The sequence below is a fragment of the Pseudoalteromonas sp. OF5H-5 genome, assembly GCF_021530695.1.
GTDB lineage: Bacteria > Pseudomonadota > Gammaproteobacteria > Enterobacterales > Alteromonadaceae > Pseudoalteromonas.
Genome location: NZ_JAKGBF010000001.1, coordinates 543,790 through 565,423, shown reverse-complemented (window position 1 = coordinate 565,423; position 21,634 = coordinate 543,790). Strand labels below are relative to the sequence as shown.

Annotated in this window: 26 protein-coding genes; 11 read left to right on the top strand and 15 right to left on the bottom strand. The window is 43.6% G+C overall.

The genetic code is table 11. From position 1 onward, the window contains the following. Nucleotides 1-53: 53 nt before the first annotated feature. From L1271_RS02630 to rpoE, 4 genes are read right to left on the bottom strand one after another with little or no spacing between them, the layout of a single operon-like run. Complete coding sequence (locus L1271_RS02630) at nt 54-512, bottom strand: SoxR reducing system RseC family protein (protein ID WP_010606761.1); 459 nt, start codon at nt 510-512, stop codon at nt 54-56. Beyond that, nucleotides 509-1,459 (bottom strand): MucB/RseB C-terminal domain-containing protein, encoded by a 951-nt coding sequence (locus L1271_RS02625; RefSeq protein ID WP_010606760.1) that lies wholly within the window; start codon nt 1,457-1,459, stop codon nt 509-511. Before L1271_RS02625 ends, L1271_RS02630 begins: the two co-directional genes overlap by 4 nt. After that, on the bottom strand, nt 1,460-2,071 hold the full coding sequence (locus L1271_RS02620; protein ID WP_102057119.1) for a sigma-E factor negative regulatory protein: 612 nt from the start codon (nt 2,069-2,071) through the stop codon (nt 1,460-1,462). A gap of 1 nt (nt 2,072) precedes the next feature. Continuing rightward, entirely contained in the window at nt 2,073-2,654 is a 582-nt protein-coding gene (gene rpoE / locus L1271_RS02615) for an RNA polymerase sigma factor RpoE (protein ID WP_010371267.1), read from the bottom strand. Nucleotides 2,655-2,951: 297 nt separating this feature from the next. On the opposite strand from rpoE, the gene nadB reads away from it, so the two are divergent. After that, nucleotides 2,952-4,553 carry an L-aspartate oxidase gene (gene nadB / locus L1271_RS02610; RefSeq protein ID WP_102057120.1) on the top strand — a complete coding sequence of 534 codons (1,602 nt, stop codon included), beginning with the start codon at nt 2,952-2,954 and terminating at the stop codon, nt 4,551-4,553. A gap of 57 nt (nt 4,554-4,610) precedes the next feature. Here nadB and L1271_RS02605 read toward each other — a convergent pair whose 3' ends face one another. Together L1271_RS02605 and L1271_RS02600 are read right to left on the bottom strand one after the other, a co-directional pair. Beyond that, nucleotides 4,611-4,964 (bottom strand): protein YgfX, encoded by a 354-nt coding sequence (locus L1271_RS02605; protein WP_323054427.1) that lies wholly within the window; start codon nt 4,962-4,964, stop codon nt 4,611-4,613. Between the two features lie 40 nt (nt 4,965-5,004). Continuing rightward, nucleotides 5,005-5,256 carry an FAD assembly factor SdhE gene (locus L1271_RS02600; protein WP_010371260.1) on the bottom strand — a complete coding sequence of 84 codons (252 nt, stop codon included), beginning with the start codon at nt 5,254-5,256 and terminating at the stop codon, nt 5,005-5,007. Nucleotides 5,257-5,416: 160 nt separating this feature from the next. On the opposite strand from L1271_RS02600, the gene ygfZ reads away from it, so the two are divergent. After that, entirely contained in the window at nt 5,417-6,328 is a 912-nt protein-coding gene (gene ygfZ, locus L1271_RS02595) for a tRNA-modifying protein YgfZ (RefSeq protein ID WP_235366678.1), read from the top strand. Nucleotides 6,329-6,339: 11 nt separating this feature from the next. Next, on the top strand, nt 6,340-6,825 hold the full coding sequence (locus L1271_RS02590) for an FKBP-type peptidyl-prolyl cis-trans isomerase (protein WP_010371256.1): 486 nt from the start codon (nt 6,340-6,342) through the stop codon (nt 6,823-6,825). A 31-nt stretch (nt 6,826-6,856) separates the two neighbouring features. Here L1271_RS02590 and L1271_RS02585 read toward each other — a convergent pair whose 3' ends face one another. From L1271_RS02585 to L1271_RS02575, 3 genes are read right to left on the bottom strand one after another with little or no spacing between them, the layout of a single operon-like run. Next, the gene (locus L1271_RS02585) at nt 6,857-7,306 is read right to left on the bottom strand and encodes a hypothetical protein (RefSeq protein WP_010606754.1); all 450 of its coding nucleotides are present in this window, start codon (nt 7,304-7,306) and stop codon (nt 6,857-6,859) included. An 11-nt stretch (nt 7,307-7,317) separates the two neighbouring features. Continuing rightward, nucleotides 7,318-8,145, bottom strand: coding sequence for a DUF481 domain-containing protein (locus L1271_RS02580; RefSeq protein ID WP_102057122.1), 828 nt, complete (start codon nt 8,143-8,145; stop codon nt 7,318-7,320). A 17-nt stretch (nt 8,146-8,162) separates the two neighbouring features. Then, nucleotides 8,163-8,480, bottom strand: a complete 318-nt coding sequence (locus L1271_RS02575; protein ID WP_010371248.1) for a DUF440 family protein — start codon at nt 8,478-8,480, stop codon at nt 8,163-8,165. A 192-nt stretch (nt 8,481-8,672) separates the two neighbouring features. Here L1271_RS02575 and L1271_RS02570 point away from each other — a divergent pair, with 192 nt between their 5' ends. The 4 genes from L1271_RS02570 (at nt 8,673) to L1271_RS02555 (ending at nt 11,471) form a co-directional block, all read left to right on the top strand. After that, on the top strand, nt 8,673-9,470 hold the full coding sequence (locus tag L1271_RS02570; RefSeq protein WP_102057124.1) for a crotonase/enoyl-CoA hydratase family protein: 798 nt from the start codon (nt 8,673-8,675) through the stop codon (nt 9,468-9,470). Between the two features lie 111 nt (nt 9,471-9,581). Continuing rightward, the gene (locus tag L1271_RS02565) at nt 9,582-9,950 is read left to right on the top strand and encodes a CidA/LrgA family protein (protein WP_235366677.1); all 369 of its coding nucleotides are present in this window, start codon (nt 9,582-9,584) and stop codon (nt 9,948-9,950) included. A gap of 1 nt (nt 9,951) precedes the next feature. Continuing rightward, nucleotides 9,952-10,632: an LrgB family protein gene (locus L1271_RS02560; RefSeq protein WP_211200811.1), complete on the top strand. Its 681-nt coding sequence runs from the start codon at nt 9,952-9,954 to the stop codon at nt 10,630-10,632. 17 nt (nt 10,633-10,649) lie between these two features. Beyond that, nucleotides 10,650-11,471 carry a mechanosensitive ion channel family protein gene (locus L1271_RS02555; RefSeq protein WP_069018686.1) on the top strand — a complete coding sequence of 274 codons (822 nt, stop codon included), beginning with the start codon at nt 10,650-10,652 and terminating at the stop codon, nt 11,469-11,471. A gap of 42 nt (nt 11,472-11,513) precedes the next feature. Here L1271_RS02555 and L1271_RS02550 read toward each other — a convergent pair whose 3' ends face one another. After that, the gene (locus tag L1271_RS02550; RefSeq protein ID WP_069018601.1) at nt 11,514-12,410 is read right to left on the bottom strand and encodes a mechanosensitive ion channel family protein; all 897 of its coding nucleotides are present in this window, start codon (nt 12,408-12,410) and stop codon (nt 11,514-11,516) included. Between the two features lie 180 nt (nt 12,411-12,590). Between L1271_RS02550 and L1271_RS02545 the strand changes: the two genes are divergently transcribed. Further along, nucleotides 12,591-14,114, top strand: a complete 1,524-nt coding sequence (locus L1271_RS02545) for an amidase (protein WP_102057127.1) — start codon at nt 12,591-12,593, stop codon at nt 14,112-14,114. A gap of 89 nt (nt 14,115-14,203) precedes the next feature. On the opposite strand, the gene cysS is transcribed toward L1271_RS02545, so the two are convergent. Further along, nucleotides 14,204-15,583: a cysteine--tRNA ligase gene (gene cysS, locus L1271_RS02540; RefSeq protein WP_102057128.1), complete on the bottom strand. Its 1,380-nt coding sequence runs from the start codon at nt 15,581-15,583 to the stop codon at nt 14,204-14,206. Between the two features lie 199 nt (nt 15,584-15,782). Here cysS and L1271_RS02535 point away from each other — a divergent pair, with 199 nt between their 5' ends. Together L1271_RS02535 and L1271_RS02530 are read left to right on the top strand one after the other, a co-directional pair. Continuing rightward, nucleotides 15,783-16,277, top strand: coding sequence for a peptidylprolyl isomerase (locus L1271_RS02535; protein ID WP_010371206.1), 495 nt, complete (start codon nt 15,783-15,785; stop codon nt 16,275-16,277). A gap of 58 nt (nt 16,278-16,335) precedes the next feature. After that, nucleotides 16,336-17,061 carry a UDP-2,3-diacylglucosamine diphosphatase gene (locus L1271_RS02530; RefSeq protein WP_235366676.1) on the top strand — a complete coding sequence of 242 codons (726 nt, stop codon included), beginning with the start codon at nt 16,336-16,338 and terminating at the stop codon, nt 17,059-17,061. A 9-nt stretch (nt 17,062-17,070) separates the two neighbouring features. On the opposite strand, the gene miaE is transcribed toward L1271_RS02530, so the two are convergent. After that, entirely contained in the window at nt 17,071-17,853 is a 783-nt protein-coding gene (gene miaE, locus L1271_RS02525; RefSeq protein ID WP_235366675.1) for a tRNA isopentenyl-2-thiomethyl-A-37 hydroxylase MiaE, read from the bottom strand. Between the two features lie 209 nt (nt 17,854-18,062). Here miaE and L1271_RS02520 point away from each other — a divergent pair, with 209 nt between their 5' ends. After that, on the top strand, nt 18,063-18,662 hold the full coding sequence (locus L1271_RS02520) for a Yip1 family protein (protein WP_010606742.1): 600 nt from the start codon (nt 18,063-18,065) through the stop codon (nt 18,660-18,662). Between the two features lie 196 nt (nt 18,663-18,858). Here L1271_RS02520 and L1271_RS02515 read toward each other — a convergent pair whose 3' ends face one another. From L1271_RS02515 to L1271_RS02505, 3 genes are all read right to left on the bottom strand, one after another. Continuing rightward, entirely contained in the window at nt 18,859-19,203 is a 345-nt protein-coding gene (locus L1271_RS02515; RefSeq protein ID WP_235366674.1) for a 4a-hydroxytetrahydrobiopterin dehydratase, read from the bottom strand. A gap of 10 nt (nt 19,204-19,213) precedes the next feature. Further along, complete coding sequence (gene phhA, locus L1271_RS02510) at nt 19,214-20,011, bottom strand: phenylalanine 4-monooxygenase (RefSeq protein ID WP_010371198.1); 798 nt, start codon at nt 20,009-20,011, stop codon at nt 19,214-19,216. Between the two features lie 249 nt (nt 20,012-20,260). Then, entirely contained in the window at nt 20,261-21,445 is a 1,185-nt protein-coding gene (locus L1271_RS02505) for a trans-sulfuration enzyme family protein (protein WP_235366673.1), read from the bottom strand. Nucleotides 21,446-21,634: the final 189 nt, after the last annotated feature.

The following is a 21,634-nucleotide window of genomic DNA, read 5'->3' as shown; positions in this document are numbered from 1 at the left end:
GATTCAATACTTCTGTTAGTCACAAATAGAGATTAAGGCCTCGATTTTACATTTTATTTAGTACAATCACCATCTATTTGCGTTATTGGTAGGCTAATTGGGTAAATTTTTATCACTTTTACCTGATGTTTGAGTTTATCCCCTTGGACTCTGGCGAAAAATAAACCGAGTGCTGCACTCGTAAATGCAATAAGTATCTGCAAAGGTTCATTGAGACCAAGTACGAGGGCTGCGATAAACATGCCGGCAAAAGCAAAAAGTAATGGCATCATGTAAACATAAAACGCATGTTTCACCACATTAGAGTCGTCTAATGCCAACTTAATTTTTTGGCCAATTTCGACAGATTCCGTCAAATCTACAGGGAATTGTTTTTTGTGGGTGCCAAAGAGTTTGGCGAATACTTGGGAGCCGCATTTGCCGTTACAACCTTCACAGGCGGGCTTTGGCTGTGCTTCTAAGTAGACAGTTGCGCCTTTTATGGCGGCAACTGTCAGAGTTTGTTCTATCATAAAGGTCTTTTCACAGACTCAGCGATTGCTTTTGCGGTCATTGCTGGAATATTTCCAACTACAGATACGTCAAACGCACCTGTGTTGTGTACGTACACCGTTGTCGCACCTGACGAAAGCGCTCCACTTGGGCGCTGGCCCGGTAAAGGACGTTGTACAAATACCGAAATATCGACAAGGCCGTCGGAAAACAAGTAGTAGTCTGCCAGCTCATTGTTTAAATCTAACTTATGTCTGTCAGATTTTAGCAGCTCAAAGCCCTGAGGTAACCAACCAATTTGCCAATTGTTTTTTGTGCCATTCTCAAGTGTCTTCAACAACCCAGATACGGCTTCAGGAAACTGTTTTTGGGAAAGTTCTAACAATTGTTCAGCAGGGGTTTCAGTCACTCTGATATGGGTAAGCTGAAGCTGTTCTAACAACTCGCCTTGTTGGTTTACGTAAGCGGATTTTAGCAACAGAGATGACTCGGTATCGATCCACAACCAATAGTTGTATTTAGCGTCGTCCTTTGCTTCTAACCTGACAAGCTGAGCAGGTCTGTCAACGATCCGACCTTTACCACCTAAGACAAAATCATAGCTTTCTTTGAGGCTGTCGATATTTTTGAATAAAACTTCGGGAATTGGACCTGCTATCGAATCTGTTTGGATGGTGTAAGGCTCAGACTTTGGTTCAAAATAAGTTACTTTGTCACCAATGCGGATCATTTCAAGTCCAGCGCCATTGAGCAAACTTAAAAGCTCAAATTCAGTCCCATCTTGGTTACCATGAAGCCAACGGTAAGGCTCCATAGATTTTCCTTTCACCACGACAAACGATGCATCAAAGTTTCTATGATGCACCGCTTCGGCCATGTCTTTTAGCAGTTGTTTGGCTGATACGCTTTCATTTGCCCACAGCCAACTAGAGAAAAATACACTTACTACAACTAACAGTGCTCTCATTTATTGCTCTTTTTCCTCTTGCTTTTTAGCGGTGTTGTTTTCACCAGATTGCTGCAGCGCATACGCCATACGTGACTGTCTTTGATGCTCTAGCACCAATGCACCAATACGTTGCTGCTGTAACTCTCTAATGCCTTTAGCCGCTGATTCAAGCGCAGGCTCAGTTGATAAGCTTACAGGAGAAACGCCTCCGGCAAAAGGAGTTGATTGCAACTGTAACGTATCGCCCGCAGGTAAAGTCGCGTCAGTGCTTAACGTATTAACCCCAAGCACAGCAAACAATGACACACTTGCCGCGATAGCCACTTGTGCAAACGGCTTACGCCATGCACTTAGCTCAATCACATTGCTCTTCGGCGTCGTTTCTTTCACTTGCCCAACGGCCGGATCACTATACGTTTGCTCTTGTTCAAGTGCCGCTGCAAAGCTGCTGGTGATATCAATGCAAGGTGTGTCTTGCTTTTGACTACGCATTACATCACCAATCAAGGCATACCGAGCAAACTTTTGTTCGTCTAAACGAACATCAGTTTCAGCGTTGAGTGACAGATCACCGTCAAAAATTTGCGATGTCGTTAAATCTTCTGTCACTTGTTTTTCAGCTTGTGCCATATTAAGACTCACCTATTAATGGGTTCAAATTGTTATCTATCGCTTCCCTTGCGCGAAAAATTCTCGAACGAACTGTACCAACCGGACAATCCATAATGACAGCTATTTCCTCGTAGCTCATACCTTCGATTTCACGCAAAGTAATTGCGGTTTTTAAATCGTCAGGCAAGCGCTCGATAGTTTTGAAAATCACTGCTTTCACTTCGTCGCTTAACAATAGATTTTCCGGTGAAGCGTTCGATCTTAATTGGTCTGCACCATCATAAAACTCGGCTTCTTCCGCATCTACGTCGTTTGCTGGCGGCTTTCGACCAAGTGCCACCAAATAATTTTTTGAACAGTTAACCGCGATTCTATACAACCAAGTATAAAATGCGCTCTCGCCCCTAAAGTTAGGCAACGCTCGATAAGCTTTAATGAACGTTTCCTGTGCCACATCTGCCACATCGCCTTGATTCGCTACATAACGAGAAATCAGCGCTGCGACTTTATTTTGATACTTGGCAACTAACAGGTTGAATGCGTTTTTATCTCCCTGTTGAACGCGTTTAACTATATCTAGATCTAAATCCTGCTCGCTCATTCGAGCCGGTACTCCTCTTTTTGCTTTTCTAAATCGTATCTAGTTGCCATCATTCACAGCTACTCTGACTTAGTACTGAATAAAAAGTTCTGTTTTTTTGTATTTTTTTTTAAAATAAACGAATTCATCCATCTTTGCGTACTAGTTTCTTGGCTGCTTTTTAGCATTATTCCATTAGCAGTCACACAAAATGTTCTAAATGATTCTCATTAAACGGAACAAACTCTCTGCCTTCTATGATAGCAGATGTGGTATAAATAGCAGAATTAAACGCAAAAACAGTAAAGATCTTCGAATATGAAAAATACGACTCACCACAATACTGATGTAGTCATTATTGGCAGTGGCGCTGCTGGACTCTCTCTTGCGCTCTCTTTAGCAAACCACTGTAAAGTTACCGTGATAAGCAAAGGGGCGTTAAAAGAAGGCTCCACACTTTATGCTCAAGGTGGCATTGCCGCAGTATTCGATAAGAAAAATGACAGTATCGAATCACATGTCGAAGACACACTTGCGGCAGGCGCTGGCTTATGTGACCGCGATGCGGTGCACTATACCGCCTCAAATGCAAAAAATTGCTTGAAGTGGCTGATTGAGCAAGGCGTACCATTTGATATGGAAGTGGATAGCAAAGGGAAAGAGCGCTTTCATTTAACCCGCGAAGGTGGGCATTCACATCGTCGTATATTGCACGCAGCTGATGCAACGGGTAAAGCCGTTCAAACCACATTAATTAGCCAAGTACAGTTACACCCAAAAATTAATATATTAGAGCAATACAACGCCATCGATCTCATTAAAGATAAATATGGTGACTCAAGCGATATTAAAGGTGTTTACGTCTACAATCGCAAAGCAGATAGAGTTGAGAGCATCTCGGCTAAGTTTGTCGCTTTAGCAACGGGTGGCGCAAGTAAAGTTTACTTGTATACCTCAAATCCAGATGTTTCTTCAGGTGACGGCATCGCAATGGCGTGGCGTGCGGGTTGCCGTGTAGCCAACATGGAGTTTAACCAATTTCACCCGACCAGCTTATACCACCCTGAGCTACAAAACTTTTTAATAACCGAAGCCATGCGCGGTGAAGGCGCGCTGCTTAAACGTCCTGACGGCACACGCTTTATGCCTGACTTCGATGAACGCGAAGAACTTGCCCCTCGCGATGTAGTCGCCCGTGCCATTGACTATGAGATGAAGCGATTGGGTGCAAATTGCGTCTATCTGGATATCTCACATAAAGACAAAGAGTTCATCATTGAGCACTTCCCTACGATTTATGCTAAGTGCTTAAGTGTTGGTTTAGATATCACCAAAGAGCCAATCCCCGTAGTGCCAGCGGCGCATTATACTTGCGGTGGTGTTATGACTGACTTTAACGGTCGTACTGACATCGACAATTTATATGCAATTGGCGAAGTGGCTTACACAGGTCTACACGGCGCAAACCGCATGGCGAGTAACTCGTTGTTAGAATGCATTGTGTTTGCCCACGCTGCCGCAAAAGATATTTTAGCTAAAATCGATAATCGTCCTGAGCCATCTAAGTTACCAGATTGGGACGAAAGCCGTGTCAGCGACTCGGATGAAGAAGTAGTTATCACCCACAACTGGCATGAACTTAGATTGTTTATGTGGGATTATGTTGGCATTGTTCGCTCAACTAAACGGTTAGAACGTGCGCTACGCCGCGTTGAGTTATTGCAGCAAGAGATCCACGATTATTACGCCAACTTTAGAGTGAGTAACAACCTGCTCGAATTACGTAACTTAGTACAAGTAGCTGAACTTATTATTCGCAGCGCGTTAGAACGTAAAGAAAGTCGCGGACTGCACTACACCATTGACTTCCCTGACATGGCTGAAAACTCCACACCGACCGTTTTGTCACCGACAAAATAATAATATTTGCATGTAGAGTATGTGCTGATTTTTATCGCCATGCTCTCGTTGCTTTTTCTAATTGGCTTGCAGTACGGTGCGACAAAGTAAACGCCAGTCCGCTTCTGGTATTGCCCGTCGAGTCAAAAATATCTGCTGCTTAGCTTGGTTCGCATCCATGATTTTTAGCGCTATTTGACTATCAAACCATATGGTCGCACCAATAAGCTGCCCTTTGAAATTTATCGTTTTCGACTGTATTTCAATGAAGTTTTCCTTCGGGATCAAGAGTACAGTACCCGCCTTTGGTGTACGAGATAGAACAGTTTGCCAACTGCAATAACCCGTCACGGCAAATACGATTGCGACTAACCACCACAGCGCTGGAAACAGCAGAAAAAGGATAAAAGTGAGGCAAGAAAAAAGAACCACAAAGAAGGTGTGGTTCTGAAGATTGTGTTGAAAGTCGATTCTATACGCGGATCCGATCAAGGATTAACTTAACCATGCGTTTTAGCTCTGGATCTGGACATTCTTCATGACCCATAAACCAAGCAAATAAATCTGGATCCTCACAGGTAACTAGACGCTGAAACACGTACTTACCTTCGTCGGATAGCGCGTCATAAGCCTGCTCAACAAACGGCTCTAAAATAACGTCCAGCTCTAACATGCCACGACGGCAAGCCCATTTAACTCGAGCTTTAGGCAGTAACTCAACCATAAACTGATTAACCCCTCATAAACTATTGAGAAAATTATACCCACTGTGCAGGACATATGCCATAAAACTTATAGAAATGGCACATTGAAATCGTCCGTCCCTATCTCCACTTATGATTTTACGGTAACATTACGAAAACACTTTAATAGGGATCAACATTATGTCAATTGCTCGTGCTTATGCGCTTCCGTTCAAGGTTATTCGCATTTCAGGACAAGATAAACTTAGCTATTTGCACGGTCAGGTTACTCAAGACATTAACCTTATCAAAGAAGATAATTTTATGTGGTCTGGGCATTGTAGCCCTAAAGGCAAACTTTGGTCTGTGTCGCGCTTAACTCGCTATCAAGACGACTACTTAATGCTTGCTGGTGTAGCCGAAGCTGAAGCATCACTTCGTGAGCTAAAAAAGTACGGCGTTTTTGCCAAAGTTGACATTGACTTTGCTGACTGCGAAGTCTTTGGCTTAATGACTCAAGACAGTAAAGCGCTTGCTACTGCCTTTGGCGTTGAGCTTTCGTCTGACGCAAGCGCTATTGATGTTGCCAACGGCAAGCTGCTAAAACTCGCAGACGAGCGCTTTGTTTTCATCGCGTTCGAAGGCGCAGATTTACCAGCGGACGTGGAACAACAAAGCAATCCAGCACCGTTTATTGCGGCCAGCATTTTAGCAGGAGAGCCAAGCCTTGATGCAGAACACGTGGACGAATTTGTACCACAAATGGTTAACCTTCAAGCCCTTAACGGGATCAGCTTTAAGAAAGGTTGCTATACTGGTCAAGAAACCGTAGCTCGTATGCGCTATCTTGGTAAAAACAAACGTGCCATGTACATAGTGACAGGTAATACGGCAGAGCGCATCGAAGAGGCAGACATTGAACTGCAGATTGAAGACAACTGGCGTCGTGGTGGCAAGGTTATTCAACAAACCTTTGATGCTAGCAGCGGCCGTTATTATGCGCTAGCTGTGATGCCAAATGACACACCACTAGACGCGGTGCTAAGAGCAAAAAATTCACCAGAGGTGAGTCTTACTATTCAACCTCTACCTTATTCTTTAGAAGACAACTAACGGGATCTTATATGATTATTGGCCCTAACTCGGTAGTGACAATCCACTACTCAGTTCAAGACAAAGACAACAACACGATTGATAGCACATTTGATGATGAGCCTGTGATAGCGATGCTTGGCTCAGGCTATCTGATCCCAGGTCTTGATGATGCCCTACAAGGCAAACAAGCTGGTGACACTTTCAGTGTGACCATAGAGCCACAAGAAGGTTATGGTGAGCGCTTTGACGAACTGACTCAAGCTGTTCCTAAATCAATGTTTGAAGACATGGAAATCGAAGTGGGTATGCAATTTAGAGCTACCACTGATGAAGGCGACCAAATCGTTGTGATCATTGGTATCGAAGACGAAGAAGTCATTGTTGACGCGAACCACCCGCTTTCTGGGATCACACTGAATTTTGACGTTGAAGTGCTTGAAGTACGTGAAGCTACAGCTGAAGAAGTTGCCCACGGCCATGTTCATGGCGAAGGCGGTTGTGGTCACGACCACTAAGATTAGTCGAATTACTAATAGAAAGCGCTGATCATTCAGCGCTTTTTTCTTGTTTAAGTTTACTTTCCATTGCCGTAACCAAGTTGGCTTGGTCATTGGTACCTAAGCGATATTTAGTGCCATCCTTCATCACCACTTCGAGTGCCTTGAATCCAGCAACTGTGTATACCCAACCGTCTGTGCTGATCCGCATGCCAATACCATGGCGTAGAGAATTAGTCACAGGCTGAACATAATCAATATCGTCAAACTTTAAGGTCATTTTGGCCACCGACGGTCCAAACCACCAGCTTAACGTTTGTTGCTCTTGGTTCACTTGAATGGTTAAGCCGTAAAAAATAAACGCAACAAGCGCGAGGATCACCAAAAAGCCAACAAAGGCGAGATTGCTACCAGCTAGGAAAATTGCCAATATGGTAAAACTGGCGATAAAGGCTAGAAACAGCCATATAACCCATGCAAACTGTGTATTTTTATACATCGATAGTCTTCTTAATCAAAGCTGTAAACTAATGTAGCACCAAGTTCGGTGTCTACCTTTTCTTTTTCATTTTCTGGCTGCGAATTATAACGGTAAATAAACGCAAACTTCAGCGCAATCCCGCCAATCACTTGTGTGACTAGCGCAGACTCAGCAAACAATCGGGAGTTTAAACCTGACAGCGATTGCTCAAAACTGACGTCTTGATTAAAGCGGGTACGCTTTGAAACGTTTCTTTCCCACTGCAATGCCATACGCAAAAGCTGGCCTTGCTCCGTTCTATCTTCTTCCGGCTCAAGCTCGATTTCGTTATCCACACGAGAGATAGACATACCGGGACCGATGTCGACATCTACCGTGTTCTTTCGTCCCTCATACACACGATTGCCATAACCGAGCGCAAATGTCGTGGTATATTCCTTGCCATTAAACCTGTCACGCTCATAGTCACCGTACATAAAGAACGAGGCGTTATCGTCCCCTAGCTTATAGTTACCTTGCGCAGAGCCAAAATAGCGCGACGCTGAGACATCTTCGACGTCTGTTTCTGTATTTTGCTCGCGGCGATAAAGGCCATTAAATTTAAATTGATTACGCCACTTGGGGAAATCTTGGTAAAGGTTACTTTTAAACTTAAATGACGTGTTTTGCGTATTACCTTTGTTAACGATAAAGCCAAATTCAACGTCGCCGTACAGCATTTCGCCCTTGTGTTTTTGATGAATTTCGTCATCGGGCATTTTGCCATATTCGTGAAAATCTTCGAATGGATCCGTAGCTAAGCTTGGTAGCGAAACCAAGCCAATTGCAAATAAGGCGAAAGTTCTAAAAAACGGCACTGACAACTACTTTCCGGTTATTGCTTCCAAATGATATGACAAAACGGCGCATCTAAATCTCTGCTAATCAAGATTTTTGCGTACACCTGATCCGAGTCATCAAACTCGATACCGACCAAAACCTGAACGAAGTGCTCTGGTTCTGCTTCTTGTTCATACGCAGTGATGCTCGACCAACTCTCGTCCGGCTCACTTTCTTCAATAAAGCCACGATCTTCGCGATGTTCGTTGAACATATTAATATCGTGTTCTTCAAGATTATCCGGGGCCAACTCAAGGAAGATATCATATGCTTGGTGAGTGGCTTCTTCGATGCTACAAAGTCTCGCTGTCATGGACGCTAGCCTGTTGTTTTAAAGTTGGCGCAATGATAGCAAAATGAGGTAAAACATAAATACTTAGTCGCGATAATCAAACAGAAAATAACGCTAAATGACGAACAAATTATCGGTAAAAGTTGAATGTCACACCGCTTTTGAGTTATTACTCTAAAACTATCGCATAAAACCCGCAGGGAGCATCTCATCATGATTTCATTTTCCGAAGCGAACAACATCGCATTTGTGACCTTATCTCGACCAGAAAAACAAAACGCGCTGTCTGTTGACATGTTTGTTGGTTTAGATAATGCGATAAAGAAAATTAGAAAAAGCAAATCAATTAGGGCTGTCGTTCTCCAAGGTGAAGGCGCACATTTTTGTGCTGGCCTAGATGTAAAAAGCGTGCTGAATAAACCTTCTGGGATCATCAAGCTACTTAAAAAGTGGTTACCTGGCAATGCTAACTTAGTACAAAGAGTCGTACTCGGCTGGCAAACTTTGCCAGTTCCTGTCATCGCCAAGATCACAGGCAATTGTTTAGGCGGAGGCTGTCATATTGCATTAGGTGCAGATATTCGTTTAGCCGACAGCAGTGCGCAGTTTGCCATTATGGAAGCCAAATGGGGACTTTGCCCTGACATGGGCGGCAGCTTACTTTTGCCTGCCACAATGAACAAGGATAAGGCATTGCTAATGACAGTCCATGCACAGCGAATAGACGCCCAGCAAGCACTAAAGGACGGTCTCATTACCGAGATCTGTGATGATGTTGACGCTAGACTCTCAGAGTTACTCTCTCAATTTAGCGCACGCTCGCCAGATGCCATTGCAGCAATTAAGAAAGTGTATAATCGAGCCTACAACCAGCCCGCACGTAAACTATTGTGGTTAGAAACGTGGTCACAAATTAAATTGCTCGCCGCTAAAAATACCAAAATTGCAATGAAGAATGCCTCTGTAGCAGATGATAATAAAAAGCCATTTTTGCCTCGCATGAAGTGGTAACGCTAGGTTGAATGCTTGTTTGCCCAAAGTATAATAGTCATCGCAATACGAGAGCGTACAATTAGGCATCATACATGTTAGCGCCATTGCAGTGCTGAGGATTTACATTTAATGGTACACAGAGCGAAGTTGATATTACTATTTGCACTAGGCTTTGCCATCATTTTGGCGTGCCTCTTCAGCGCTAAATGGATAATTCAGCTTAGTGCTTTACAGATCCCAGCCGCCCTACTTGGCATGGTGTTTCTTGTCATACTCCTCGCCACAAAAATCATTAAAGTAGAATGGTTAGCCCCCGCAGCAGAGCCCATCTTAAAATACATGGCGCTGTTTTTTATTCCAGCGGGAGTGGGCTTGGTAGAGCATCTCAGTTTGTTTCAATCCCACTGGCTTATGCTGCTGTTATTGCTAGTTGGTGTGCCAACAATAAGTCTTGTATTGTTAAGCCCTATCGTTAAGAGCATCAAGTTTCGTGATTAATATGATTATGGCGTCAGCGCTCACTGTGCTGTTATTTTTTAGTGCACGCAAACTATATCAGCGCATCTCCTTACCGATATTGAACCCTGTACTGATCTGCATTCTGGCCATTTCGGCATTTCTACTGTTCACGAAATTCGACTACAAGGTATATCAACAAGCAACGCTACCAATTCATTACTTGTTAGAGCCAGCGGTCGTTGCACTCGCTTACCCTTTGTATAAACAATTTCACCAAATTAAACCGGTATTTTTTGCATTGTGCTTAACCAGTTGGTTGGGTGTTTCACTGTCTACGTTAAGCGCTTTTCTTATTTGCCAGTTTTTCGCAGCCGATCCACAGCTCTCAGCTTCAATGGCGGCCCTGTCGGTTACAACACCAATCACTCTACTCATTAGTGATTATCTCGGGGGGATCCCCGCTATTGCAGCGATTATGGTGATACTAATTGGTGTATTTGGTGGCGTGTTTGGGCTACATATCTTGCACTGGTGTAAAGTTGACCATATGCAAGCGAAAGGCACTGCGCTTGGTGTTGCTTGCCATGCGATAGGCACAGCCGCAGCGATAGAGCATCACCCCATGGCTGGCGCTTTTGCTTCAGCGGCGATGACAATTACCGCCATGATAACTGCACTTTGGGTGCCTTTGTTTTATCATTGGTTGGCTACTCTAATTTAATAACTCGGGATACGACTGTGATCAATCAAGAAATCGAGCAAATAGAACACTATTACAACATTATTCGAGAGTATCTGGTGACGTACAGTTTCCAATTGCTCGCTGCGATATTCATCTTCCTTCTCGGTTTGTGGTTATCAAGAAAGCTGTCTAAAGCGACTGAAAACTTGATGCTAAAACACAATATCGATCCTGCTTTAACCAACTTTATTGGCAATGTGATCAAAGTGCTTATCATTGCCATGTTTGTGATTATTTCTCTTGGCAAGGTTGGCATCAGTATTACACCATTTGTTGCCGCCATCGGTGCCGCGTCTTTAGGTGCTGGTCTTGCGCTGCAAGGTATGCTGGCAAACTATGGCGCAGGGCTTGCCATCATTGCTACCCGCCCATTTGTGATTGGCGATACCATCAGCATCAAAGGGGTTAACGGCCAAGTTAAAATGATTGAGCTTGGACATACCACGCTCATCAACGAAGACAAAGTAGAGATCACTATCCCGAATAAACATGTGGTGGGAGAAATTCTCCATAACTCATTTGCAAACTCTCTGGTTAAAGGTGAAATAGGAATAGCTTATGATGCTGATTATCAAAGTGCATTAACGCTTATCAATCAAGTACTCGCTGATAATGCTAAGGTCAGTCAAGACCCTAAGCCGCAGGTGGGGATTGAGGAATTTGCCGACAGTGCAGTGATATTGAGTTACCGCTACTGGGTGCCTACGACTTCACTTATCGAAACTAAATTAGAAGTGAATAAAGCGGTGTTTGCCGCGATTAAAAATGCGGAAATCGAAATTCCATTCCCGCAACGAGTGGTTAAAATCATTCAGTGAGTAAACTCACGAACGGCTAGCACCCTAGCCGTTATTCTACCCTCAGTTTTCATCAGGCTTTTCCATAGAAAAGCCACTGCGTAAATGAAGATCGCGCTGTGGAAACGGGATCTCGATTTGATATTTGCGAAAGGCATCATCGATAGCCCAGAGGTAATCAGAAACCAGCGCCGTTGGCCGCTTTACCTGCTCAGGTTGCACCCAAACTCCTAGCGTGAAATTCAAGCTACTATCACCAAACCCTGTCATCCATACTGTTGCTTCTCGCCCCGGCGTATTCAAGGTATATTGGACATTTTTGGCCGCTTCCAATGCGGCACGCTTCACCTTCTCTTTGTCGCTGCCGTAGGCCACCGAAAAAGGAATACGGAAACGACGATATTTATCTGACATTGTCCAATTGGTAATTGTATTTGACACCATTTCCGAGTTAGGAATAAGCAGGTCGACGTTGTCATTTGTACGGATCCAAGTTGAGCGCATGTGAATGGCTATCACTTCCCCCACCACCCCGTTGGTCAGCTCCACAAAGTCCCCGACTTTGACGGTTTTCTCTAGCAGTAACACCAGACCTGAGACAAAGTTATTCACCAGACCTTGTAGGCCTAAGCCAATCCCAACGCCGAGCGCACTGGCAACAAGCGCTAATTCAGTGATCTCTATTCCTAACGCCGTCAGCGCAATAATAAGACCAATAAATAACACGATGTAGTGAATGATCCTGCCTATCACATAGGCTGAGGTATGCTGGATCACCCCTTGTCTTGACGCGAGACGATTAAATGCTAGTCGTAGGATCTTGGAGATCACCAAAGTCGCAACGATCACCGCGATAAATGAGAGTGCTTCTCCCACCTCTAATGAAAATTTACCTAATGAAAATAGCTTTTGGTCAAGCCACGGAATATCTACGTCTATATCTATTGGTGCTTTTATCATGGTTATATTTTTTGTTATCTCGTGAAGTTAAGTGTGTGTGGCTAGCAGCAAAAATACAAGTTTTAAAGACGCCTAAATCATGCTTTGTTCAGGCTACTCGCTTGACCTTTTACAGGGCTCGTGACTAAATAAAGGACAAATAAATAACAACAATACTACTGCGGATTGGTAAAATACGTCATGAAAAAATCCCTACTCGCTTTAACCACTTGTCTCGCGCTTGCGTTGCCAGCTTATAGTCAATCGCTTGCGGACCTTACCACGCTCGAAGCACAAACCAAAATACAAAATCGAACTTTATCAGCAACGCAACTCACTGAGTTTTATTTAAAAAGGATTTCACAACTTGACGACAGTGGCCCTATGCTCAATGCCGTGATCACGCTCAATCCCAACGCTTTACAAGACGCTAAAAAGCTTGATGCCGAACTACGCGCGGGAAAATACCGAGGGCCACTTCATGGCCTGCCAGTTATTGTTAAAGATAATATCGACACCAGGGCGCCAATGGCAACAACCGCAGGCGCGCTCGCCCTGCAACACAACGTCAAAACCCAAGCTGCACCGCTTATCATCCAGTTAGAACAAGCCGGCGCTATCATCCTTGGCAAAGCCAATTTAAGTGAATGGGCAAACTTTAAATCAAGTTTCAGCTCGAGCGGCTACAGCACGCTCGGTGGTCAAACCAAAAACCCGTATGTGTTAGACAGAACACCATGTGGCTCAAGTTCCGGCTCTGCTGTTGCCGTCTCCGCAGGTCTTGCACTGCTCGCCATTGGTACGGAAACTGACGGTTCTATTGTTTGTCCTTCAGCACATAATGGCGTTGTAGGTATTAAACCGACTGTCGGTTTGGTTTCTGGTGAAGGCATTATTCCTATTAGTCATAGCCAAGATAGCGCTGGCCCTATGGCAAAGTCGGTGATGGGCGCCGCCTTATTGCTCAATGCTATCGTTAGCGATGCAAAACAGCCGATTGATTTTACCCAAGGCTTAAATGCAGCCAGTTTCAAAGGCAAACGAATTGCTATCACCAGTCATCTAGGTCAGTTTCCACCAGCAGTTCAAGCGGTATTTGCAAAAGCCGTTGCAACCATGAAAGCAAATGGCGCAGAAATAATTGAAGGGTTAGACTTACCTGAGCTGGAAGCTTTAGGCTCCGCCGAATTGGATATTTTGCTCTATGACTTTAAACATGATCTCAATGCTTACCTTGCCAAGACACCAGAGCAGGTAAAAGTAAAAAACCTAAACCAGCTCATCCAATTCAACCAGCAACATCCCTCCACCATTAAGTACTTTGATCAATATTTGATAGAGGAAGCAGCAAAGAAAGGCGATATCACAGAACACCGATATCAAGAAGCCCAAGCTTTGGTTAAAAAATTTGCCCGCCAACAAGGCATTGATAAAATAATACAAGAACATCGCCTTGACGCATTTATCGCACCAACGAATACCCCAGCTTGGAGTATCGATATCATTAACGGTGATAATTTCTCCGCTTCCTCGTCATCTCCTGCCGCGATTGCAGGATATCCAAGCATTACAGTACCGATGGGTTTTCATCATGAGCTACCGCTGGGTATTTCTTTCTTCGCTGAGGCTTATAGCGAAGCGAAATTAATCAAGCTTGCCTATGCTTTCGAGCAGTTGACTAATGCACGCAAAGCGCCTGAGTTTAAGGCGACATTAACGCCTTAAAAATAATAGTAGTGTTATAAATAAAAATGCCTTCACACCGATTGATGTGAAGGCATTTTTATTTGCGTATCGTGTTGGTACCAAGAAGGTTAAGCTTTACGCCAAGTTGTTTTGCCCGCGCTATCTTCTAACACAACGCCTAAGGCAGTTAGCGCATCACGCGCTTCATCCGCTGCAGCCCAATCTTTATTTTCGCGAGCGCTGCGGCGCTTTTCAATCAATGCTTCGATTTGCGCTACTTCGTCGTCGTCTTGTTCACCTTGTAAGAAAGATTCAGGGTCTTGTTGCGCAATACCTAAGACTTCCGCGAGTTTCACAAGAATAAATGCATGCTCACCTGCAGCTTCTGCGTCACTCTCTTTTAAGCGATTCACTTCTTTTGATAATTCAAAAATCACTGGCAGTGCTTCTGGCGTGTTAAAGTCGTCGTTCATTGCTGTCTCAAAACGTTCAGCGTAAACATTACCTTTAAGCTCGACTTCCACCAGCTCAACGCCACGTAGCGCAGTGTAAATACGCTCAAGCGACGAACGTGCTTGTTCAAGGTTTTCTTGTGAATAGTTTAGCTGGCTACGATAATGACCATTGATCAAGAAATAGCGTACTGTTTCTCTATCAAAAGCTTTTAGCACTTCACGTACGGTAAAGAAATTGCCAAGAGACTTAGACATTTTCTCTTTGTTAACTTGTACCATGCCGGTGTGGATCCAGGTGTTCACATAACGGCCATTATTTGCGCAGCAAGATTGGGCAATCTCGTTTTCATGGTGCGGGAATTGCAAATCTGAACCCCCACCGTGAATATCAAAAAATTCACCCAAATGCTTTGAACTCATTGCGCTACATTCAATGTGCCAACCCGGACGACCTTCGCCCCACGGAGATTGCCACGCAGGCTCACCCGCTTTGGCTTTCTTCCACAATACAAAGTCGAGTGGATCATCTTTGTCTTGTGCTACCTCAACGCGTGCGCCCGCTTGTAGCATTTCTAAATCCTGCTGAGATAACTGACCATATTGCTCAAACGTTGAGACATCAAACAATACATCCCCATCCTTCGCAACGTAAGCATGGCCTTTTTCAATCAAGCGCGCGATCATCTCGATGATTTCATCCATATGCCCTGTTACCGTCGGCTCAATATCCGCAGGTAGCATATTCAACGCAGTAAAGTCTTCATGCATGGCTTTGGTCATGCGAACGGTTAGATCATTAATCGACTCTTTGTTTTCCGCGGCGCGTTTAATGATTTTGTCATCCACGTCAGTAATATTACGCACATACGTGACGTCATAACCTAAATAACGTAAATAACGGTTCATTACGTCAAATGAAACGTAAGTGCGTGCGTGTCCTACATGACAGAAATCATAGATAGTGATACCACACACGTACATATCAACCTTGCCTTCTTTGAGCGGTTTAAAAGGGGCTTTTTGGCGAGTGAGTGTGTTGAAAATCTGCAACATGTAGTTTTCTTCCTAAGTACGGTTCATTTTTTAACAAAAGTGCTTTTAATCATACCACCTGCATAGCAGCGCCTCTAGATTTTAATAACAAATTACGGCAGTTTTTTGATTTTTTACGCTGATTTTTAAGGAATGCTTTTTCACAAAAGCCCAGTTGATATAAAATAGGGTTTTATCATTCAACACGATGGACACTAACATGGTTGTTTTAGAAACAAATCACGGCGAAATCCGTATTAATCTTTTCGCTGACAAAGCGCCTGAAACGGTAGCTAACTTCCTAAACTACGTAAACAGCGAGTTTTATAACGGTACTATTTTCCACCGTGTAATCGACGGCTTTATGGTTCAAGGTGGCGGATTCGCATCGGGTATGGAGCAAAAGCCAGTTGAAGCACCGATCAAAAACGAAGCAAACAACGGTGTTGCAAACAAAGTGGGTACTCTAGCAATGGCACGTACGCCAGATCCACACTCTGCAACTGCACAATTTTTTATCAATGTTAACGACAATGACTTCCTTAACTTCTCAAGCGAAACATCGCAAGGTTGGGGTTACTGTGTATTCGGTGAAGTTGTTGAAGGCATGGATGTGGTAAATAAGATTAAAGGTGTTGCTACTGGTTCTTCTGGTTTCCACCAAGACGTACCGCTTGAAGATGTGATCATCGAAAAAGCATACGTTGCTGAGTAATATCCTACTTTTTATTCAAGGCCAGTATTTATGCTGGCCTTATTAGTTTTGAGGTCCCATGGGTAAAACCTATTTTATCGCCGACTTGCATTTAACCGAGCACCGCACTGATATCACCGACGCATTTTTCGCTTTTCTCGACCATCATATGACCGCCGATGTCGACGCTTTATATATTCTGGGTGATTTTTTTGAAGTGTGGATTGGAGACGATGAAAAAGACCCCTACGCCCTAAGTATTGCACAAAAACTGCGAAGCTTGAGTCACCTTGGCATTAAAGTCTTTTTTATTCACGGTAACCGTGATTTTTTAATCAAACAAGCCTTTGCTGACGAATGCCAAATGACTTTGCTACCTGAACAAGCGGTGATAGATCTATACGGCACACCAACGGTGATTTTGCACGGCGACGAGATGTGTACACAAGACGAAGCCTATCAAAAGTTTCGTAAGAAGAGCCGCGGTTGGTGGTGGCCAAGACTGATGCTTGCTATGCCACTTTGGTATCGTCGCAGAGTCGCTGCAAATGCAAGACGTAAGAGCATTGAAAACCAAAAAGGCAAGCCCCTCGAGATTCTAGATGTCACCGAAGAAGCAGTGGCAGACATGTTCGCAAAACATGGCGTAGACAATATGATCCACGGCCACACCCACAGACCAAAGGTGCACACATACCAAGGCGGTAAGGTACGCACTGTGCTTGGCGATTGGTATTCACAAAGTTCATATATCGTCGTTGATGACGGTGGCAAACAGCAGCTCCTTTGCCACCCTTTTGAATAAATTTAGTGCTTAAATAGGCGCACCTGAGTGGAACTTGAAATCAAGGTCCGGTGAGCGGATAAGCTCGTTTTCCACTTGCTGAAATAGTTGAATGCGCCCAGCTACGTCACAGCGCTTAGGATCGGTTGCGTTGGCCACTTGATGCGCCAAATCAATATAGTCTTGGTAATGTCTGGCTTCAGAACGCAATAGCGACACATAAAACTTAGCAATTTCTTGATCTAAGTGTGGCGCAAGTTTAGCGAAACGCTCACATGAACGAGCCTCAATGTAGGCACCAATGATCAGTTTATCAACCAGAGCTGCGGGTTCATAAGTGCGAATGTGTTTAATCATTCCAGACGCATAGCGAGATGCTTGTACGTAATCAACAGGAATATCACGTGCCCTTATGATTTCTAGCACCTGTTCGAAGTGATGTAGCTCTTCTTTGATAAGCCTCACCATCTTACTCAAAATATCTTGATTGTAAGCATATTCAGGTCGTGCAGTTAGCTCACCAATCAATTCATTTTTACTGCCTGAAAACTCGCCATCACCAACACTGCGATAAATAAAATCTTCGTAAGGTTGCAACCAACTTAACAATGTTTTTGCAGACGCATCATCTATTGCATATTTACGAATTAAGAAGGCCGCGCTTTGTGCCGCTTTTAACTCACAATGCATATGATCGATAAGCAACAATGGTAAGTGCTCGCTTTGTTTTGCTTTTTCAATCCAAGCTTGCGGGGTTTCACAGCCTAAAAATTGGTTAATAGGCGCAAGTAAATCTGTGTACTTTTCTAACATAACAACAAAAGACTAATGTGTTTGCGCCATTTTATCATAACTTCTCGCTACAAGGTGCACCACTAGGCTATTCCCCAAGAAGTTTTAGATCATTCTGAAAATAGTAATATTGCTATTCAACTACATTTTCTTGACAAAAATTAACTCATCTCTCATAACTTAATTGAATTGTACAAAAATAGTACAAACCTATATTTGAGGGGCTAACTATGATCTTTAATCATCTATGGGGCTTATATGCTCACCCGCACGAAGAGTGGCAAACAATTGATAACCGTCACGAAAGTATGTTTTACAGTTTGTCACATATTGCACTTGTTGCGCTGATCCCAAGCATTATGGGGTATTATTCTTCAGTCTACTTAGGCTGGAGTGTTGGTACTGGGGATGCTGTCTATTTAACTCATGAGTCGGCAATATTAATTGGTGTTGCAATGTACTGCGCATTAATTGCAGGCGTCTTTATTCTGGCGTATCTCGCCCACTGGATGGCCATCACTTTTGGCTCAACACCGACCTATACACAGACTCTAGAGTTATCGGCTTACACGGCAACACCAATGTTTATGTCGGCTTTTGCGGCATTTTATCCTGAGCTTTGGTTTGTCGTATCGGTTGGGATGGTTGCACTGGCGTACTCCGTTTACCTGCTTTATACGGGCGTGCCTATTCTTATGCATATTCCTGAGGAGCGTGGGTTTATTTATGCCAGCTCGGTTGTGACTTGTGGCCTAGTGCTGTTAGTCATCATTCTTGCTGCAACCGCTATCTTGTGGACTAATGGCATAATTAGCCCTACGTTTACGTAGCCTGAGGGTGGGATAAAAATAGATTAATCTATGTCTGCTAACGCTAGTTGTATTTGCTTGGAAAATGAAAAGACGAACGTTTTCTTGGCTTTTATCCTAAATGATGAATAAAAACGGCGCTTGTTTAGCGCCGTTTTTATTTTGTAGGTCGAAATATGACATGGGGTTGTCGATATTTGTCGACATAAATGTCGACCTACTGCGCTGCGAATACTTCGTCAGTTTTAGCGGCACAAATAAAATCGTTTTTATGAAGACCTTTGATAGAGTGGCTCCACCACGTTACCGTCACTTTACCCCATTCGGTAAGTAAACCTGGGTGATGGCCTTCTTCTTCAGCCATATCGCCCACCTTGTTTGTGAACGCAATTGCATGTTTAAAGTTTTTAAACTTGTAAACACGCTCAAGCTGCATAATACCATTGCGTACTTCAGGTACCCAATCAGGGATCTGTTTGATCAGAACCGCTAGTTCTTCATCTGATACTTTAGGCGCATCCGCACGACACGCTTCACATTTTTGTGCACTTAAATCAGACATTGATAATTCCTTAACTTGCTAGTTTTTCTTTTGGCGGAAACTTAGGTTCAAATAACCCTAGCTCTTTTGCTTGTTCAACCTGCGACATGATATCCATTTTAGAGATCTCAAATAAGTCGTTGATTGAGTTAATTGTATAGTAAACAGGTTGCATAATGTCGATGCGATAAGGTGTACGTAACACATCTAACACTTTAAGCGGATTAATTTCTGGTTTGTCAGAGTAAACATATTGAGTCTCACCTGGGCTTGACAGCACACCGCCACCATAGATACGTAGACCTTGCTCAGTTTGCATTAAACCGAACTCGACGGTAAACCAGTATAAGCGTGCAAGGTATACGCGATCTTTCTTCTCAGCGGCATAGCCTAGCTGACCATACTTGTGTGTAAACTCAGCGAATGCTGGGTTTGTTAGCATTGCACAGTGGCCAAAAATCTCATGGAAGATATCTGGTTCTTGCAAGTAATCAAATTCTTCTCTGGAGCGAATAAAGGTCGCTACAGGAAACTGTTTGTTGGCAAGTAATCGAAAGAACTCATCAAAATCAATCAGTGCCGGCACTGGTGCTACCTGCCAACCCGTTTCTTTCGCTAGTGCTTCGTTTAATTCACTTAGTTGTGGAATGCGGTCTTTTGGTAAGTTAATTTTCTCAAGGCCCGCCAAATATTCATCACAGGCTTTGCCTTCGATACACGCTAGCTGACGTGCAACTAACTCTGACCAAATTTGGTTCTCTTCATCTGTCCAAGCAATAACGCCATTTTCATCTGGCTGCTTAGATACATATTTACTTGCTTTAGCCATTTTACATTCTCACTTACTTCACCCCGAGTTTATGATCTTGCAATTTCAATTGCCGTCCTGTTGATGGTTCGGAGCGCTTCAACTTGTGACTTTGATACTAAGTAAAAGTGAAGGAAAGTTTAATAGTGCGCACGTTTATCACATTTCGCACAACAAGCATTTTCGTAAACTATAAAATACACACCTGTAAAACTAAAATTACACACATAATAAAAAGGGGCTAAATCCAGCCCCTTTGTAAAAATTAACTTACAGCGATATTTTATCAAACGCCTGCTTAAGATCGTCAATAATGTCTTCTACGTCTTCAAGCCCCACTGAAATCCGAATTAGTCCATCAGAAATTCCCGCAGCTAACCTTTCCTCTTGTGTATAAGGAGAGTGTGTCATTGATGCCGGATGTTGAATGAGCGTTTCCGGATCACCTAGACTTACCGCTAACGTACACAGCTCAGTCGCATTGATAAATTGTTCACCCTGCTCTAGCGAGCCGTTGATTTCAAAAGCAATTACCCCACCAGCCCCTTTCATTTGTTCACCAAGAAATTGGTAACCAGGATGCGAAGGTAAACCAGGGTAGTAGACTTTATTTACTTTAGGGTGCGCTTCTAGGAACTCTGCTACCGTTTGTGCGCTTTGACAGTGGCGTTGTACACGCAAAGCTAAGGTTTTCAACCCTCGATTGATTAACCAAGCATCATGCGGACTGATTGTAGCGCCAATGTCTTTTAACACGGTTAATTTGATAAGTTCTATGTGCTCTTTTGAACCGCACACGAGCCCTGCTACCACATCCCCATGACCATTTAGATACTTGGTTGCGCTGTGCACAATAAGATCAGCACCATAATTCACAGGCTTTTGTAAAAGCGGTGTCATAAAGGTATTGTCAACGACAAACAAGAGCTCGTACTGTTTAGCGATCTCTCCTAACATTGTCAGATCTAATACCGTCATGTTGGGGTTGATCGGCGTTTCGGCAAACAATAGTTTTGTATTTTCCTGTACCGCATCACGTAACGCGTGCTCATCGGTTAAGTCTACAAATGACACCTCAATACCGAATTTAGGCAACATATGCGCAAATAGTGCGAAGCTACAGCCATATAATGCGCTTGATGCAATCATATGGTCGCCTTGCTGCAAAAAGCTCAGCACCGATGCAGACACAGCCCCCATACCAGTGGCGGTCGCCGCAGCATCTTCCATTCCCTCAAGTCGAGCTACTTTTTCTTCTAGCTCTCGCGTCGTAGGGTTGCCTAAGCGAGTATAGATATAGCCGGGCTCTTCACCGGCAAACCGTGCGGCTCCTTGCGCTGCGTCTTTAAAGTGGAATGTTGAGGTTTGATACAAAGGAGCGGTTAACGCCCCATGTGGGTCGTCAAAATGATTGGGTCCGTGAATACACTGACTGTCATCTCTTAATTTTTTCATACTTGCCTGCTGATTTTATTATTGCCAACCAAATAAACATGGTAGTGAATTGATTAGCGTCGTTTTTGTGTAATAACCAATATGTAGGGCAGTTTAGAATAATAGACAAGCATGCCAGATGGGGAGACGGCTAGTTCACTTATTGTGACTAGCCAATTTTACTTAAAGAGGTGTATAAAATTGTTGCCG